Source organism: Mesorhizobium sp. M6A.T.Ce.TU.016.01.1.1 (assembly GCF_003997065.1).
GTDB classification, from domain to species: Bacteria; Pseudomonadota; Alphaproteobacteria; order Rhizobiales; family Rhizobiaceae; genus Mesorhizobium; species Mesorhizobium mediterraneum.
Genome location: NZ_RZTJ01000003.1, coordinates 394,320 through 412,124, shown reverse-complemented (window position 1 = coordinate 412,124; position 17,805 = coordinate 394,320). Strand labels below are relative to the sequence as shown.

Genomic DNA, 17,805 nt, shown 5'->3' with positions numbered 1-17,805 from the left:
ACCAAAGGCACTGGAAGGGGCCGGCCGAAACTGGCCGCATCCGATTCCTATCCGGTTGCCAAAATATGGTAGGGTGATTATACCAGCTACTAAGATGACGATCGGCAGGGCCATCGTTGGAGATCAGGAGTACGGCTAGATGACAACGATTGCGCTGTTTGGCGCCGGCGGCAAAATGGGTTACCGCCTGTCGACCAATTTTCGCGGCTCTCCCTATACGATACGCCATGTAGAGGTCAGCGATGCCGGCTGCGAGCGACTAAAGACGGGGCTGGGCATCGACGCGGTCAGCGCCGATGAAGCCCTGAATGGCGCCGAAGTGGTGATCCTGGCGGTTCCCGACACCCATATCGGCAAGGTCGCGGCCAGCATCGAGAGCAAGCTTGCTGCCGGCACGATGGTGGTCGTGCTCGACGCCGCAGCACCTTTCGCCGGCCATTTGCCGAAGCGGCCGGACCTGACCTATTTCGTCACCCATCCCTGCCATCCGCCGATCTTCAACGACGAGACCGATATGGCGGCCAAGAAGGACTATTTCGGCGGCGTCAAGGCTAAGCAGCATATGGTCAGCGCACTGATGCAGGGGCCGGAGGAAGATTTCGCCAAGGGCGAAGCGATCGCCAAGATCATATGGGCTCCGGTCATGCGGTCGCATCGCGTCACGGTCGACCAGATGGCGCTGCTCGAGCCGGGCCTTTCGGAGACTGTCTGCGCCTCGCTGCTCGTCGTCATGAAGGAAGCGGTCGACGAGGTCGTCGCGCGCGGGGTTGACCAGCAGGCGGCGCTCGACTTCCTGCTTGGCCACATGAACGTGCTCGGCGCCGTCATCTTCGGTGAAACCAAGGGCGTGTTCTCCGACGCCTGCAACAAGGCCATCGAGTTCGGCAAGCCGGTCTTGATGCGCGACGACTGGAAGCGGGTCTTCGAGCCGGAAGAGATTGCGGCAAGCATTCAGCGGATTACCTGAGATGACCTTTTCCTTCTCCCCGAGGGGCGAAGGAAAGTCGCGGGCGTGCCGACACATGTCATCTGAATTAGTGATTGACTCATTATACCAGTTGGCTTAGCTGTACGGTGGCTAGGGCCATCAGGCTTCGAAGCAAATTCGGGCCTGGGGTGGAGGATGGCTGGGGAGCGACGTTCCGTTGAGATGAACCGGCAAACGGCTTTGAACCCAGCTATCCGCGCCCGAGCCATCTAAATGAATTGCATGCAGACAGCAGCCTTGGGTTGATCAAGGCATAGTTTTCAAAACGGGAGGAAATCATGAAACTCACTCGCAGAATGACGCTTGCGGCTTTTGCCGGCATGCTGGCACTCGGCACGGCCGCACCCGCTTATGCGGCGGATCTCATTGCCATCATCACGCCTTCGCACGACAATCCGTTCTTCAAGGCCGAAGCCGTCGGCGCTGAAGCCAAGGCCAAGGAACTCGGTTACGAAGCGCTGGTGCTCGTCCATGACGACGACGCCAACAAGCAGTCCGAGCTGATCGACACGGCGATCGGCCGCGGCGCCAAGGCAATCATCCTCGACAATGCCGGCGCCGACGCCACCGTCGCCGCCGTGCAGAAAGCCAAGGACGCCGGCGTTCCGTCCTTCCTGATCGACCGCGAGATCAACGCCACCGGCGTCGCCGTCGCGCAGATCGTCTCGAACAACTACCAGGGCGCCCAGCTCGGCGCGCAGGAGTTCGTCAAGCTGATGGGCGAGAAGGGCAATTTCGTCGAGCTGGTCGGCAAGGAATCCGACACCAATGCCGGCATCCGCTCCAAGGGCTACCACGATGTCATCGACGACTATCCGGACCTGAAGATGGTGGCGCAGCAGTCGGCCAACTGGAGCCAGACCGAGGCCTATTCCAAGATGGAATCGATCCTCCAGGCCAATCCTGACATCAAAGGCGTGATCTCCGGCAACGACACGATGGCGATGGGCGCCTATGCCGCGCTCGCTGCCGCCGGACGCAAAGACGTCATCGTCGTCGGCTTCGACGGATCGAACGACGTTCGCGACTCGATCGCCTCAGGCGGCATCAAGGCCACAGTCCTGCAGCCGGCCTATGCGCAGGCGCAGATGGCAGTCGAGCAGGCCAACGACTTCATCAAGAACAAGAAGTCTCCGGCCGAGGAAAAGCAGTTGATGGACTGCGTCCTGATCAACGGCGACAATGCCGCCAAACTGGAAACTTTTGCGCTCACCAACTGAGCCGGCGTAACATCAATCGCAAGGGACGAGCTTCCGGCTCGTCCCTTGCTTCCATTTCCTGGGTGCCCTGACCGCCATGCCGAACAAGCCGACATGCTCGATCCTCGCCGCGCCGATCCTTGTCGCGATGGTCGGCATCAGCCTGACCGCCTGCAAGATCCTGCCGACACCGTCCGGGGAAAACGGCGGCAATGCGCCAGCCTTCAATGCGGACAAGATGGTCGGTGATATCTGGGCTGCCAAGGTCGTGCCCTATCTCCAGCAGAAGGCCGGATCGTTTCCCGAGGTTCACGCCCTGGCGAAAGCCGATCCAGCGGCTGCCGGCGCCAAATACGGCAATCCAAAGAAGCAGGCGAATTCGCCGTGGACCTTCGCGGTTCGTCTTGAAGGCAAGGTGGTCGCCGCAAACACGCAATCGCGCGCGGCGACCATGGACGTTGATGCCGACGGCGACGGCAAGGCCGATGCACGGGTGCAGATCGGACCCGCGATGCGTGGCACCGCGCTGCGCGACAGTCTCGATTTCATCCAGTTCAACGATTTCACCAACCAGATCGACTTCGCCCAGTTCGGCAAGGCGTTTAACATCCATGCCGACAAGACAGTGCTTTCCAAGCTGCCGCGCGAAGCGCTGGAAGGCCGGAGCGTTAGGATTGTCGGCGCCTATGTCATGGGCAGCGGCCAGGACCTGCCGCTGGTGACGCCGGCGGAGGCAGAGATCGGGCCGAAGCCATGAATGCCGCCATCGATCATGATGTCATCCTGAAGCTGGAAGACGTCTCGAAGGTCTATTCGGGCACCGTCGCGGTCAAGCGCGCGAATTTCGAGGTGCGCAAGGGCGCGGTCAACGTGCTGGTCGGCGAGAACGGCGCCGGCAAATCGACGCTGATGAAGATCATCGCCGGCGTCGAACAGCCGACGCTCGGCCGCATACTCCTGGAGGGCGAGGAGGTTTTCTTCTCGTCATCCGGCGACGCGGTGAACCGCGGCATCGGCATGGTGTTCCAGGAGCTTAACCTGTTCGGCAACCTGACGGTCGCCGAAAACATTTTCGCCACCCGCGAGATCACCAACCGGTTCCGCAAGATCGACAGCAGAGAACAGGAGCGCCGCGCGGCGGAATTCCTCGAGCGCCTGGAAGCCGGCATCCGGCCCGACATGCTGGTCGAGGACCTGCGCATCGGCCAGCAGCAGCTGGTCGAGATCGCCAAGGCGGTTTCGCTTGATGCGCGCATCCTGATCATGGACGAACCGACCTCGGCACTGAGTGCGGCGGAAGTCGAAATCCTGTTCAAGGTGATTGCCGACCTCAAGGCGCGCGGCGTGGCGATCGTCTACATCTCGCACCGGCTCGAGGAACTGATCCGCATCGGCGACTACATCACCGTGCTGCGCGATGGACGGATCACCGGCCAAGAGAAGATGAAAAATGTCGACACGCGATGGATCGTGCGGCAGATGATCGGCTCGGACGCCAAGGACTTCGCCAAGGCCGACGGCCATGTTCCGGGCGAAGAGATCTTCCGCGCCGAGGACATCTGCCTGCCACGCGTGACCGGCGGGCTTGCGGTCGATCACGTCTCGCTGTCGCTGCGCACCGGCGAGATCCTCGGCATCTATGGCCTGATGGGCGCCGGGCGCAGCGAGCTGTTCGACTGCATCATGGGTCGCCACGGCCATGCCACCGGGGCGATCTTCATTGCCGGCAAGAAAGTGAAAGAACGTGATACGACGCGCCGCATCCGGCGCGGACTGGCGCTGATCCCCGAGGACCGCCAGCGCGAAGGGCTGGTGTCGATACTCTCCGTCGCCAGCAACCTGACGCTGGCCAGCCTGTCGCGGTTTGTGCGCCTGTTCCATATCAGCGGCGCCAAGGAAAACCAGGCGGTGACGCAGATGGTGCGGGAGCTGGCGATCAAGGTCGCCAATCCGGCGCAAGAGGTCTCGTCGCTGTCGGGCGGCAATCAGCAGAAGGTGGTGATCGGCAAGGCGCTGCTCACCGGACCGAAGGTGCTGCTGATGGACGAGCCGAGCCGCGGCATCGACGTTGGCGCCAAGGCCGACGTCTTTCGCACCATGCGCAAACTGTCCCGCGACGGACTGGGCATACTGTTCGCCACCTCCGATCTCGACGAGGTGATGGCGCTGTCCGACCGCATCGCGGTGATGAGCAATGGAAAACTGACCGGCATGTTCGATCGCGCCGAGGCGACGGAGGCGGCACTCGTCGCCGCATCGGCGCTTGGCCACGGACCGGTCCCGCACACGGAGAACACCGCCCATGACTGACATCCCGGCCAAGGCGGCTGTTGCCTCCGCCTCGAACGGCTCCGTCCTGCTGACGCTGATGAAGGCGAGGACGTTCATCGCGCTGATCGCCGTCCTGATCTTCTTCTCGATCGCGGCACCGAATTTCCTGTCGGCCGCCAACCTGATCCTGATGTCGAAACACGTGGCGCTGAACGCGTTCCTGGCCATGGGCATGACCTTCGTCATCATCACCGGAGGCATCGACCTGTCGGTCGGCTCGATCGTCGGTCTTTGCGGCATGGTCGCCGGCTATCTCGTGCTCAACGGCATCGACCTGCAGGTCGGCTACACGATCTATTTCAACGTCTTCGAGATCGCGCTGATCACGCTGGCGGTCGGCATATTGATCGGCGCCGTCAATGGATTGCTGATCACCAGGCTGAACGTCGCGCCGTTCATCGCCACGCTCGGCGTGCTCTATGTCGCGCGCGGCCTGGCGCTGCTGTCGTCCGACGGCCGCACCTTCCCGAACCTTGTCGGCAAGCCCGATCTGGGCACGACGGGCTTCGGCTTCCTCGGCGCCGGCCGGCTGCTCGGCCTGCCGGTCTCGATATGGATTCTTGTCGTCGTAGCACTTGGGGCGGCCTATCTCGCCAAATACACCCCGCTCGGCCGCCACATCTTCGCCGTCGGCGGCAACGAGCGGGCGGCGCGGATTTCGGGCGTCCGGGTCAACATGGTGAAGATGTTCGTCTACATGTTCTCCGGTTTCTGCGCGGCGATCGTCGGCCTGATCATCTCGTCCGAACTGATGGCCTCGCACCCGGCGACCGGCGAAAGTTTCGAGCTCAACGCCATCGCAGCGGCGGTGCTCGGCGGCACCTCGATGTCGGGTGGCCGCGGCACGATCGGCGGCACCATCGTCGGCGCCTTCGTCATCGGCATCCTCTCCGACGGACTGGTCATGATGGGCGTAAGCTCGTTCTGGCAGATGGTCATCAAGGGTCTCGTCATCATCGTCGCCGTCGTCGTCGACCAGGCGCAGCGCCGGCTGCAACAGCGCGTTACACTGATGCAGATGGCAAAGGCGGGCTGAGCATGGCGGAGCTGCGGGGAGCGCTGATCGGCTGCGGCTTCTTCGCCGTCAACCAGATGCACGCCTGGCGCGACATCGCCGGCGCCTCGATCGTCGCTATTTGCGATCGCGACCCGGAACGGCTCAAGGTCGTCGGCGACCAGTTCGGCATCACGCGGCGCTACACCGACGCGGCAGCACTTTTTGCCGGCGAAAGCCTGGATTTCGTCGATATCGCCACCACCGCGCCGAGCCATCGTCCGCTCGTCGAGATGGCAGCACGGCACCGCGTTCCGGCAATCTGCCAAAAACCGTTCGCGCCGACGCTTGCCGACGCCAAGGCCATGGTGAAGGCCTGCATTGACGCAGGCGTGCCGCTGATGGTGCACGAGAACTTTCGCTGGCAGTCACCCATCCAGGCGGTGCGTGCCGTGCTCGACAGCGGCGAAATCGGCACACCCTTCTTCGGACGGATCTCGTTCCGCTCGGCCTATGACGTGTTTTCCGGCCAGCCATATCTGGCAACGGGAAAGCGCTTCATCATCGAGGATCTTGGCATCCACATCCTCGACATTGCCCGCTTTCTGCTGGGCGACGTTTCGACGATCACGACACGCACCGCTCACATTAATCCTGAGATCGCCGGCGAGGACGTCGCCACCATGCTGATGGACCACAAGAGCGGCGCAACGTCTGTGGTCGATTGCAGCTATGCGACCAAGCTCGCGACCGAGCCGTTTCCGCAGACGCTGGTCGAGATCGACGGCAGCGACGGCACGATCCGGCTTGCACAGGATTACCAGCTTACCATCACCGGCAGGAACGGAACGGTGGTAAGCGACGTCTCGCCGCCGCTGCTGCCCTGGGCATCGCGGCCGTGGCACAACATCCAGGAAAGTGTCGTCGCCATTCAAAAGCACTGGGTCGATTGTCTCGCGAAGGGAACCGACCCGGCAACCTCGGGTGCGGACAATCTTAGGACTTTGGCACTGGTCGAAGCCGCCTATGCCGGTGCTGCAAGCCGTGAACCGGTGCAGCTCGACGCTTTGCTGAGATGACCGCCGACGCCTTCCTCCTCTATGGCACGCGCGCGGTCGAGGCCGACCCTGTCAGGCTGCGCGCCGGCGCGCTCACCGCCGACTTCGCCAACGGCAATCTACGGACCATCCGCCATGGCGGCATCGAAGTGCTGCGTGCCATCGCCTATATCGTCAGGGATCGCGACTGGGGCACCTACGAGCCGGCGCTCACGGATTTAGTCATCGACCAGGGCTCCGATACTTTCACTGTCAGCTATTCGGCAAGTTATGTCGGACCGGAGGGAAGCCGGCTCGACTTTCGCGCGACGATCGAAGGTTCCGCCGACGGCCAGCTGGTTTTCGACGTGAGCGCGCTTCCCGAAAGCGATTTCGAGACCAATCGCTGCGGCTTCTGCATCCTGCATCCGATCGCCGGCCTGGCCGGCAGCCAGGTCACGGTCGAGCACACCGACGGCAGCATGGTGGAAACAAAGCTTCCCGACCTGATCGACCCTTGGCAGCCTTTCAAGGATTTGCGGGCGATCACCCATGAGGTCCGGCCCGGCGTCACCGCCGAATGCCGGATGGAAGGCGACGCGTTCGAGATGGAGGACCAGCGCAACTGGTCGGATGCGTCCTACAAGACCTACGTCCGGCCGCTCGCGCTGCCATGGCCCTACATGCTGCCTGCCGGCGAGATGCTGCGCCAGACGATCAGCCTGCGTGTGTCCGGTGACGGGAAAGTGCCGGCTGCCGCCGCAACCGCCGAGCCAATCCGCGTCGAGCTCGGCGAAGCCGGACCGGCGCTGCCGGATATCGGCGTGATCATCTACCCGGACGAGGTCGAGACGGCGCTTGCAAACCTGCCGACACTGTCCGCGCTCGGCCCGCAACAGTTGATGTTCCATTATGATCCGACGCGCGGCCACGGCCTCGACGCCTTGCAGTCCTATGCCCGGCTCGCCGCCGCCTATCCGGCCAAGACGACGCTCGAATGCGTCGTTTCCTGCGTCGGCGATCTCGACGCCGAGCTTTCAGGCGTCGCCGGCATGGTCCGCCAGGCCGGGATGAAGCTTTCGGCCATAGCCGTTTCGCCTTCGGTCGACCGGCAGTCGACGCCGCCGGGCAGCGCATGGCCTGAATGCCCGCCGCTCGAAGATGTCTATGCCGCGGCGCGCCGCGCCTTTCCCGATATCCGCCTCGGCGGCGGCGTGTTCAGTTATTTCACCGAACTCAACCGCAAGCGCGTTCCCGCCGACTTGCTCGATTTCGTCACCCACTGCACCTGCCCGATCGTGCATGCCGCCGACGATCTCAGTGTCATGCAATCGCTGGAAGCGCTGCCTTTCATCGCCGCATCGGTGCGGGCGATCTTCGGTGCAAAGCCGTACCGGATCGGTCCTTCGACCATCGCCATGCGTCAAAATCCCTATGGCGGCGCGACCAAGGACAACCCTGGTGGCCAGCGCATCGCCATGGCCGACCGCGATCCACGCCACGCAGGCCAGTTCGCGGCGGCATGGACGATCGGCTACGCTGCGCGCGTCGCGCCGGCCGGACTGGAGATGCTCACGCTTTCCAGCTTCACCGGACCGTTCGGCGTGCTGGCGGCATCCGGGGAACCCGTCGGCGAAGGTGAACCCCGGCCGATCTTCGGGGCGATCAAGGGGCTGTGTGAACTGGCCGGCTTCAGACATGTGGCGGCGAGGACGAGCGATGAGACGCGGGTGCTCACGCTGGCAGCCCGTTCTGCCTCGGGCAAGACCGTCATATGGCTGGCGAACCTGACGGCGAGCGAAGTATCGGTTGATATTTCCGGGTTCGAACGACGCCACCTTGCGATGACGCCTTACGCGATCACCCGGATCGGGTGAAATCAGTTGCCGGAATTCATCACATAGAGCGCGCGCGAGCGTTCGAGGTGCTTGATCATCGCCTTCTCGGCGCCGTCCGCATCCTTCTGCTCGATGCGCCCGATGATCTCTTCATGCTCGGTCAGCGTGAACTTTTCCTTGCCGGTCCAGATCAGCATTTCGGTATGATATTCCTTCAGCCAGCCCAGCATCGCTTCGCTGACCGCAACATAGATCGGGTTGCCGGATATTGCCGCGATCTGGGTATGAAACTTCATGTCGGCCGATATGAAGGCCTCGGAATCGCCGCGAAAGCTCCGCTGTTCGGCAACGGTTGCCCGCAACCGCTGAACGTCCTCGGCAGTGGCTTTTTCTGCGGCTTCCCTGACCATGCCGCGCTCGAAGAAGATGCGCGCGTTCTTGAGGTGCTCCAGCGTGTCCTTCGACGACGACAGGATGATCTTGGCCGCGCCGTCGACCTGTTTGATGATCGACTTGGCGGTCAGCTGAAGCACTTTCGCCCGCTCGCCATGCGAGATCGCCACGAGACCCATATTGCTCAACGCCTGCATCGCTTCGCGGATCGCCGGCCTGCCGACCTCGAAGCGCTCCATCAGCTCACGCTCCGACGGCATGTCATCGCCCGGCAGCAATTCGCCGCTGGTGATCAAGCGCTTCAGTCTCAAAAATACTTCGTCGGAAAGCTTGCGCCGGACGATCGGCTCCGAACGGTTCATCGTCGCGAATCACTCCTTTGACCGGTGTCTGTTTAGCATTGTCGCCGCGATTCCCGGAATGTCTGCCCAAGCGGATATCGCTTGCAATACTTATGTACTCATTATACCAGATTTCGAAGATCAGGGAACTTTTTTCGAACTATGATCACCCTCACCTATCGCATCGAGACCTCGGCTAGCATCGAGGCGCTGGCGGCCAAGATCGCCAGCGACCAGTCGACCGGAACCTTCGTCGCGCTGGCCGGCGAGACCGAAGAGCTCAAGGCGCGGGTAGCGGCGCGCGTCCTGGCGATACGGCCTCTGCCGGACGGCGATCGCCCGTCCCTTCCCGAGGCCAGCGACGGACCCTTCAAGCGCGCCGATGTCGACATCGCGTTTCCGCTCGATGCCATCGGCACCGACCTTTCGGCGCTGATGACCATCGCCATCGGCGGCGCCTTTTCGATCAAGGGCCTGTCCGGCATTCGCGTCGTCGACATGAAGCTGCCGGAGGAATACCGGGCAGCGCATCCAGGTCCGCAGTTCGGCGTCGCCGGCAGCCGCCAACTGACCGGCGTTGAGCACCGCCCGATCATCGGGACGATCGTCAAGCCTGCGCTGGGGCTTCGGCCGCACGAGACGGCGGAGATGGTCGGTGAGCTGATCGCCGCCGGCGTCGACTTCATCAAGGACGACGAGAAGCTGATGAGCCCGGCCTATTCGCCTTTGTCGGAACGGGTCAAGGCAATCATGCCGCTCGTCCTCGACCACGAGCAGAAGACCGGCAAGAAGGTCATGTATGCTTTCGGCATCTCGCATGCCGACCCTGACGAGATGATGCGAAACCACGATCTGGTGGCGAAGGCCGGCGGCAATTGCGCGGTGGTCAACATCAATTCCGTCGGCTTCGGCGGCATGGCCTTCCTCAGAAAGCGCTCCAGCCTGGTGCTGCACGCTCACCGCAACGGCTGGGACATCCTCACCCGGCACCCCGGCCTCGGCATGGACTTCAAGGTCTGGCAGCAATTCTGGCGGCTGCTCGGCGTCGATCAGTTCCAGATCAACGGCATCGCCTCGAAATACTGGGAGCCGGACTGGTCCTTCGTCGAGTCCTTCAGGGCGGTGACCACCCCGATCTTTTCGCCTGATGATTGCGCGCTACCGGTGGCCGGCTCCGGCCAGTGGGGCGGACAGGCCCCCGAAACCTTCGAGCGAACCGGCCGAACGGTCGATCTCCTTTACCTCTGCGGCGGCGGCATCGTCAGCCATCCGGACGGGCCGGGTGCCGGCGTCCGCGCCGTGCGGCAAGCCTGGCAGGCGGCGGTCGAGGGCATCCCGCTGGAGGAGTTCGCCCTGACCCATCCCGAACTGGCGCGGTCGATCGAAAAGTTCGGCGACGGCAAAGCGGCCTGAGCAAAGCGACGCCATGCAAAACCTGCTTCTCAGTTACTATGGCGACGACCTCACCGGCTCCACCGACGTCATGGAGGCGCTCGAGCTTGGCGGTGTGCCGACCGTGCTGTTCATGCACCAGCCGGACGAGGCCCTGCTTTCGCAGTTCAGGCATTGCCGTGCCATCGGCCTCGCCGGCACCAGCCGAAGCGAGACGCCGCAGTGGATGGACACGCATCTGCGGGGCGCCTTCGCCTGGCTGAAGACCCTGAACGCCGATATCTGCCACTACAAGGTCTGCTCGACCTTCGATTCCAGCCCGGCGATCGGCAGCATCGGCCGGGCCATCGAGATCGGCCGCTCGGTTTTCAGCCAAGCCAGCGTGCCGCTGGTGGTCGGCGCGCCGCAGCTCAAGCGCTACACCGCCTTCGGCCATCTGTTTGCGGCCTACCGCGAAAAATATTTCCGTATCGATCGCCATCCCGTGATGAGCCGGCACCCGACCACGCCGATGGATGAGTCGGACCTGCTGATCCATCTGTCGCGCCAGACGGATCTCAGCTCGGGCCTGGTCGACCTAGCGACGCTGCAGTCGGCGTTCCGCTCGGAAGCGTTCGATCGCCTGATCGAGAATGGCAGCGATATCGTGCTCTTGGATGTCGACAGCCGCGAGACTCAGGCGCTTGCGGGCAAGGAGATATGGCGCGTTCGCAGGCCTGGCGGCACTTTCGTCGTCGGCTCTTCGGGCATCGAATATGCGCTGCTGGCTGAATGGGCGTCTGACGGGATTGTCCGTGCCGAGCCCGGCTTTTCGCCCCCGGGTGCGGCCGACCGGATCGCGGTGGTCTCGGGCAGTTGCTCGCCGACAACGGAGCGGCAGATACGGCATGCTTTGACGGACGGTTTCGACGGGATCGAGGTGGATCCTATCGAACTGGTTTCCGAAGCCTCCAGCGACGCGATTGCGCGCGCGGTCTTCACCGGACGCGCCAGCCTGGAAGCCGGGCGCAGCGTCGTCCTCTATACGGCGCTTGGACCAACAGCCGACCGTGGCGCCGAAATCGACCGGCAGGAAGGCGCCCGCCACAAGCTTGGCCGCGGCCTCGGCGAACTTCTTCGCGAGCTGACGATCGAGCAGAAATTGCAGCGCGTGGTCATCGCCGGCGGCGATACGTCGAGCCACGCACTCGGCCAGATGGGCGTCGATGCGCTGACGGTGCGGATGCCGCTGCCCGCCTCGCCGGGCTCGCCGCTTTGCGTCGCCCACTCGCGCGTCAAGGCGATCGATGGACTGGAGGTTGCCCTGAAGGGCGGGCAGGTCGGAACCGATCGCTATTTCTGCGCCATCCGCGATGGGCTCGGCGGTTGACAGAAGGCGCGCTGGATTTGACCGATCTCACGACTTCTTGAACACTGCGCGGTTACCAACGCGCGATGCCTGTCCCACATAAACCGCCATATGCGTAGCGGCGGGGCGGCGCACAACGCTCAAGCCGGGGCTGGCCACGGCTCCGCGAGTGAACCAGCGGGATACCGCGATGTCATTCAGACCGTTGCTTGGTGACGGACGGGTTCGGAGCCAGGAGGAGAAGTCGGAGCCTCTGCAAACCGCGTCATGGGTCAGCTCCTCGATCGTTTTCGACAATCGGCGGTGGGCGTGCCGGGAGGCGGAACTCCGCTGGACAGCCCCTCATCATCTGATCGTGCTGACCGAAGAGGGCGGAACGTCCCACACATCCATCCGGCACGAGGCAAGATCCCTCTACGACGGGATGGACCGGCCCGGAGTCCTCACCTTCGTCCCCGCAGGCGCGGAGCGGCTCGGCTTTTATCGCGACGTAAACCTCTCCTATTCAGCCTTGTGGATCGATCCCGATATCGGGCTTCCCGGATGCGAACGCCTGAGAGACCTGCCGATCCTGGTGAACAAGAAAGACATAGTCGTCGCCACGCTCCTGAGTTCGCTTCGCGACGAGATGGCACTCGGCCACAAGCCGGACACTGCCTATGTCGAGCATCTGGTCGCCCTCGTCAGCCTCCGCGTGGCCAACCTGAACCGGGAGCAACACCCGTCCATACGTCACGGCTGTCTCAGCCGTCGGGCGCTTGGTCGAGTTCGGGCTTACATCGATGCACATATGAATTCCGACATTTCGTTAAGCGAGCTGGCAGCCGTCGCGGGAATGGCCGTCGACAGTTTTGCGCGCCGATTCAAGGCGACGACCGGCCTTGCGCCCTATGCCTATGTGATCGAGGAACGGGTGCGGCGGGCGGAAATGCTGCTGCGCGAAACGGGTTTGTCGATCGGTACCATTGCCTTTCGCCTCGGCTTTTCAAGCCAGAGCCACTTCACCACGACCTTCCGGCGCCTCAGGGGCATGACGCCTCGGGTCTATCGGGTGAATTCTTCTCCGGAATTCTGACATTGCCGCCGGTTTCTTGAAAGAAAGCCGCCGCGCGCATCCCCAGCTCCAGTGTCGACGAGTGACAGAAACTGCGACTGGGAGATCATGCATGGCCGAAACAGACAACAGGAACGGGCCGACGCGTCGAACGGTTCTGGAGGGCGGGGTGGCGACCGGCGTGCTCCTGGCTACCGGTATACCGGTTGGCGCCGAGCCGGCCGATACCGTCACGGCGGCCGCATCGCCGACGCCGGCACCGACGATGCCGATGTCCTTGCGGATCAACGCGAAGGATCTTGCCGTCGAGCTCGACCCGCGGACAACGCTGCTCGACGCTCTGCACAACCATCTCGGCCTCACCGGCTCGAAGAAAGGCTGCGACCACGGCCAGTGCGGCGCATGCACGGTGCTCGTCGACGGGCGTCGGATCAATTCCTGCCTGACGCTTGCCGCAATGCATGAAGGCGACGAGATCACCACGGTCGAGGGCCTTGCCGAGGGTGACCGGCTGCATCCGGTGCAGGCCGCCTTCGTCGCCCGCGATGGGTTCCAGTGTGGCTACTGCACGCCGGGCCAGATCTGCTCCGCGGTCGGTATGCTGGGCGAGGCTAGGGCCGGCTGGCCGAGCCATGCGAGCGCCGACGTAGCGGCGGCTTCCGTCGCTCTCACCGATGCCGAGATCCGCGAGCGGATGAGCGGCAACATCTGCCGTTGTGCCGCTTATCCGAACATTGTCGCTGCAATCCGCGACGCGGCAGAGGAGGCGTGAGCAATGCAATCCTTCACTTATGAACGTGCGGCAAGTGTCGAGCAGGCAGCCGCCGCGGTTGCGGCCCGGCCGGACGCCAAGTTCATCAGCGGCGGCACCAACCTGCTCGACCTGATGAAGCTCGAGATCGAGCGCCCAGCGCATCTCGTCGACATCAGCCGGCTGCCGCTCGATCGGATCGAGGAGACGGCGGAAGGTGGGCTTCGGGTCGGCGCCCAGGTCCGCAACAGCGATCTCGCCGCCGATCCGCGGGTGAGGTCGCGCTACCCGATGCTCACGCAAGCGCTGCTGGCGGGAGCGTCCGGCCAGATACGCAACAAGGCCTCGACCAGCGGCAATCTCCTGCAGCGTACGCGCTGCCCCTATTTCTACGACCGCAACATGCCTTGCAACAAGCGCGAGCAGGGTTCGGGCTGCGCGGCGCTTCAGGGCTTCAACCGTATGCACGCCGTACTCGGCGCGAGCAAAGCCTGCATCGCGGTGCATCCCTCCGATATGGCGGTCGCCATGTCCGGACTCGACGCCAAGATCGAGACCATATCGCCCGGCGGCGAGACCCGCACGATCCCGATCGGTGATTTCCATCGATTGCCCGAGGCGACGCCCCATGTCGAGACCGTGCTCGGCCATGCCGAGATGATCGCCGCGGTCACCCTGCCGCCCCCGCCACCTGGCCGGCAGGTTTACCGCAAGGTACGCGACCGTGCCTCCTACGCCTTCGCGCTAGTGTCGGTGGCAGCAATCGTCGAGAAGAGCGGCGATCGTATCCGGAGCGCTCGGATCGCCATGGGTGGCGTTGCAGCGAAGCCCTGGCGCGCGACGGAGGCGGAGCGCACGCTCGCAGGAGCGACGGCGTCCGACGGCGCTTTTACCGACGCGGCCGAAGCTGCGCTCGCCGGAGCAGTCGGGCATGGCGGCAACGATTTCAAGATCCCGCTGGCGAAGCGGACGATGCGGCACACGCTCGCTGCTGCCGTCGAGAGTGCGTGAGGTGACACGATGACAGAGACGAAGACCAGCGAGAGCCGTACGTCCGAACCACGCAATGGCGTCATCGGGCGGCCGATCGACCGTATCGACGGTCCGCTCAAAGTGACAGGCGGCGCCACCTACGCTTACGAAAATGCGCTGGATGGTGCAGCCTATGGCTATATTCTCGGCGCCGCCGTCGCCAAGGGGCGCATCGCCGAGATCGACACGGCCGAAGCCGAACGGGCGCCGGCAGTGCTGCTCGTCATGACGCACCGGAATGCGCCAGCCCAGCCGGATTTCGGCCCAGCGGTCACGCCGACCGTGCCGGAGGTCTTCACGCGCGCCCGGCCCGCGCTCAACAGCGAGCGGGTGCGGTATTACGACGAGCCCGTCGCGCTCGTCGTCGCGGAGACGTTCGAGGCGGCACGCGCTGCCGCGGGCCTCATCAAAGTGCGCTACGACGAGGAGCCGGGCGTCTACGATTTGCCGGGACATAAGGCCGACGCCTACGCACCAAAACGAACCAATGCCGGCTTCGAGACCGACAGTGTGATCGGCGACTTCGAGAGCGCCTTTGCTGCGGCTCCGGTCACGATCGATGCTACTTACCGGACCCCCTTCGAACATCACAATCCGATGGAGCCCCATGCGACGCTCGCCGCCTGGTCAGGCAACGAGCTGACGATCCACACATCGGCGCAGACCCTCGCGAATTTCCGGGCTGGAGTCGCCAGCACGCTTCGCATCCCGCCAGAGCGTGTGCGCATCATCAGCCCCTTCATCGGCGGCGGCTTCGGCTCCAAGCTGATTGCCCATTCCGATACGATCCTGGCCGCGCTTGCAGCGCAGGTCCTGCAGCGTCCCGTGAAGATCGCGCTGACGCGACAACAGATGTTCGCCAATGCCGGTCACCGCGCAGAGATGATCCAACAGGTACGTTTTGGCGCGGACACCGATGGGCGGCTCACCGGGATCGCGCACGACGTCTGGTCCGCAACGTCCAGCTTCGAGGAGTACTGCGAGCAAACGGCAGTTTTTGCCCGCTCGCTCTATACGGCGCCGAACCGTGTCACCCGTCATCGCCTGGTTCCGCTGGATATCAACCGCGGCGAATGGATGCGCTCGCCCGGCGAAGCGCCCGGCATGCTGGCTTTCGAATGCGCCATGGATGAGCTCGCCGAGCGGCTCGGCCTGGACCCGATCGAACTCAGGATCCGCAACGAACCGGCACAGGATCCCGAGCGCGGCGTGCCGTTCTCCACCCGCAATCTCGTCGCCTGCATGGAGGAAGGCGCCCGCCGTTTCGGTTGGGAGCGGAGAAACCCGACACCGGGCCGCACCCGAGAGGGCCGGAAGCTCATCGGCTACGGCATGGCGGCGGCGATCCGTCCGAACTATATCGGCGCGGCGACGGCGCGGGTTGCGATCGACCGGGACGGTCGGGTGACGGCGCGGCTCGACATGACCGATATTGGGACCGGCAGCTATACGATCCTGACCCAGATCACTGCGGAGAGCCTCGGCCTACCGATCTCGTCCGTCAAAGTGGAGCTCGGCGACAGCCGCTTCCCGCGTACCGCCGGCTCCGGCGGGTCCTGGGGCGCGGCGAGCGCGGGTTCGGCGCTGCACAACGCGTGCAATGCCCTCAAGCAACGGATCCTGGAGGCGGCGCAGTCGAGCGAAGCCTCACCGTTGCGCGGCGCGAACGCCACCGAGGCAAGCTTTGCCGACAGCGAGGTCAGGGTCGGCCAGCGGTCGGCAAGTCTGGCCGATCTCATCCGAAGGATCGCTCCCGACGGGTTCGAGGCAGAAGGCTCCGTGGCCGCGGGCGCTGTCACCGAGTCGTACAAGGCCTACTCACAGCATTCCTATGGAGCGCATTTCGCCGAGGTCGCTGTCGATTGCGATACCGGTGAGATCCGCATGCGCCGGATGCTGGCTGTGATGGGCGCGGGCCGTATCCTCAACGCCAAGACTGCGCGCTCGCAAATCATCGGCGGCATGACCTGGGGGATCGGTGCGGCGCTGATGGAGCAGACGGTGCTCGATCCGCGCTACGGCCACTTCGTCAATCACGACCTTGCCGAGTATCACGTCCCGATCAACGGCGACGTCCCCGAGATGGAGGTCGTCTTCCTCGAGGAACATGACGACAAGGCCAATCCACTCGGCGCAAAGGGTCTCGGCGAACTCGGCGTCTGCGGTGCGGGGGCTGCTGTCGCCAACGCCATTTACAACGCGGCCGGCGTGCGAGTGCGTGAATTTCCCATCACCTTGGACAAGGTGCTGCCTGCCTTGCCCTTGATCGCCATTTGATGCTGTAAGTTGCCCGCGCCTCTCTTGCCCTCAAGGGTGACAAGGTCCGGAACGGATCGCTATTTCTGCGCCATCGGCGACGACGTCTGTGGTTGACAGCGCTGTCCGCCCCTTCCATACAAACATCGTCAATGTTCTCAGGGCGGGGTGAAAGTCCCCACCGGCGGTAAGGGTTTCGGCCCAAGCCCGCGAGCGCTTTCCGGTTAGCCGGAGGGGTCAGCAGATCCGGTGTGATACCGGAGCCGACGGTCACAGTCCGGATGGAAGAGAACGAACGGAAGACGGTCCGCTTTCGCGGTTCGGATTCCGTATCGTGCGTCCTGATTCTGGTTCGAAACGGAAGGATGGACCCATGAATCAGCATTCCAAGAAAGACTATGAAACAATCCGCGTTGCCGTCATTCGCGCGCGCTGGCACGCCGACATCGTCGACCAGTGCGTCGAGGCGTTCCAGGCCGAACTTGCGGTTCTTGGAGAGAAACGCTTTGCCGTCGATGTCTTCGATGTGCCGGGCGCCTATGAGATTCCTCTGCATGCAAAGACGCTTGCCGAGACCGGTCGCTATGCAGCGATCCTCGGTGCGGCCTTTGTCGTCAATGGCGGCATCTACCGGCATGAATTCGTGGCGAGCGCTGTCATCGACGGCATGATGAACGTGCAATTGTCGACCGGCGTGCCGGTGCTTTCGGCGGTGCTCACCCCGCACAACTACCATGACAGCGCGGACCACCACCGCTTCTTCTTCGAGCACTTCCAGGTCAAGGGCAAAGAGGCCGCCAATGCCTGCGTGCAGATCCTGGCCGCGCGCGAACGCATCGCCGCGTGAAATG

At 63.7% G+C, this 17,805-nt stretch carries 15 protein-coding genes and 1 riboswitch; of the genes, 14 read left to right on the top strand and 1 reads right to left on the bottom strand.

The genetic code is table 11. The annotated features are described in order from the left end of the window. Positions 1-139 precede the first annotated feature (139 nt). From EOC94_RS08130 to EOC94_RS08100, 7 genes are all read left to right on the top strand, one after another. A complete protein-coding gene (locus EOC94_RS08130; RefSeq protein WP_127289631.1) occupies positions 140-967 on the top strand; it encodes a phosphogluconate dehydrogenase C-terminal domain-containing protein in 828 nt (275 codons plus the stop codon). A gap of 299 nt (positions 968-1,266) precedes the next feature. After that, positions 1,267-2,208, top strand: coding sequence for a D-ribose ABC transporter substrate-binding protein (locus EOC94_RS08125; protein WP_095483864.1), 942 nt, complete (start codon positions 1,267-1,269; stop codon positions 2,206-2,208). A 76-nt stretch (positions 2,209-2,284) separates the two neighbouring features. Then, positions 2,285-2,944, top strand: a complete 660-nt coding sequence (locus EOC94_RS08120; protein ID WP_095483863.1) for a DUF2291 family protein — start codon at positions 2,285-2,287, stop codon at positions 2,942-2,944. Continuing rightward, positions 2,941-4,497, top strand: a complete 1,557-nt coding sequence (locus EOC94_RS08115; protein ID WP_095483862.1) for a sugar ABC transporter ATP-binding protein — start codon at positions 2,941-2,943, stop codon at positions 4,495-4,497. The genes EOC94_RS08120 and EOC94_RS08115 overlap by 4 nt, the downstream gene beginning before the upstream one ends. Next, a complete protein-coding gene (locus EOC94_RS08110; RefSeq protein WP_127205350.1) occupies positions 4,490-5,554 on the top strand; it encodes an ABC transporter permease in 1,065 nt (354 codons plus the stop codon). Before EOC94_RS08115 ends, EOC94_RS08110 begins: the two co-directional genes overlap by 8 nt. 2 nt (positions 5,555-5,556) lie before the next feature. Then, the gene (locus tag EOC94_RS08105) at positions 5,557-6,591 is read left to right on the top strand and encodes a Gfo/Idh/MocA family oxidoreductase (RefSeq protein WP_127289629.1); all 1,035 of its coding nucleotides are present in this window, start codon (positions 5,557-5,559) and stop codon (positions 6,589-6,591) included. Then, entirely contained in the window at positions 6,588-8,426 is a 1,839-nt protein-coding gene (locus EOC94_RS08100; RefSeq protein ID WP_127289627.1) for a hypothetical protein, read from the top strand. The genes EOC94_RS08105 and EOC94_RS08100 overlap by 4 nt, the downstream gene beginning before the upstream one ends. A 2-nt stretch (positions 8,427-8,428) precedes the next feature. Here EOC94_RS08100 and EOC94_RS08095 read toward each other — a convergent pair whose 3' ends face one another. Next, positions 8,429-9,142, bottom strand: coding sequence for a transcriptional regulator NanR (locus EOC94_RS08095; RefSeq protein WP_095483858.1), 714 nt, complete (start codon positions 9,140-9,142; stop codon positions 8,429-8,431). Between the two features lie 141 nt (positions 9,143-9,283). Between EOC94_RS08095 and oiaX the strand changes: the two genes are divergently transcribed. The 7 genes from oiaX to EOC94_RS08060 all read left to right on the top strand — a co-directional run bounded on the left by oiaX (position 9,284) and on the right by EOC94_RS08060 (position 17,801). Further along, positions 9,284-10,534 carry a 3-oxo-isoapionate-4-phosphate decarboxylase OiaX gene (gene oiaX, locus EOC94_RS08090; protein ID WP_127289625.1) on the top strand — a complete coding sequence of 417 codons (1,251 nt, stop codon included), beginning with the start codon at positions 9,284-9,286 and terminating at the stop codon, positions 10,532-10,534. A 13-nt stretch (positions 10,535-10,547) separates the two neighbouring features. Continuing rightward, on the top strand, positions 10,548-11,882 hold the full coding sequence (locus tag EOC94_RS08085) for a four-carbon acid sugar kinase family protein (protein ID WP_127289623.1): 1,335 nt from the start codon (positions 10,548-10,550) through the stop codon (positions 11,880-11,882). Positions 11,883-12,051: 169 nt separating this feature from the next. Further along, entirely contained in the window at positions 12,052-12,936 is an 885-nt protein-coding gene (locus EOC94_RS08080; protein ID WP_127289621.1) for an AraC family transcriptional regulator, read from the top strand. A gap of 91 nt (positions 12,937-13,027) precedes the next feature. Further along, positions 13,028-13,687 carry a 2Fe-2S iron-sulfur cluster-binding protein gene (locus EOC94_RS08075; RefSeq protein WP_127289619.1) on the top strand — a complete coding sequence of 220 codons (660 nt, stop codon included), beginning with the start codon at positions 13,028-13,030 and terminating at the stop codon, positions 13,685-13,687. Positions 13,688-13,690: 3 nt separating this feature from the next. Further along, on the top strand, positions 13,691-14,677 hold the full coding sequence (locus EOC94_RS08070; protein ID WP_127289617.1) for a xanthine dehydrogenase family protein subunit M: 987 nt from the start codon (positions 13,691-13,693) through the stop codon (positions 14,675-14,677). A 9-nt stretch (positions 14,678-14,686) separates the two neighbouring features. After that, on the top strand, positions 14,687-16,975 hold the full coding sequence (locus EOC94_RS08065) for a xanthine dehydrogenase family protein molybdopterin-binding subunit (RefSeq protein WP_127289615.1): 2,289 nt from the start codon (positions 14,687-14,689) through the stop codon (positions 16,973-16,975). A 129-nt stretch (positions 16,976-17,104) separates the two neighbouring features. Then, a riboswitch (FMN riboswitch) is annotated at positions 17,105-17,251 on the top strand. Between the two features lie 76 nt (positions 17,252-17,327). Further along, positions 17,328-17,801: a 6,7-dimethyl-8-ribityllumazine synthase gene (locus EOC94_RS08060; RefSeq protein WP_127289613.1), complete on the top strand. Its 474-nt coding sequence runs from the start codon at positions 17,328-17,330 to the stop codon at positions 17,799-17,801. Positions 17,802-17,805: the final 4 nt, after the last annotated feature.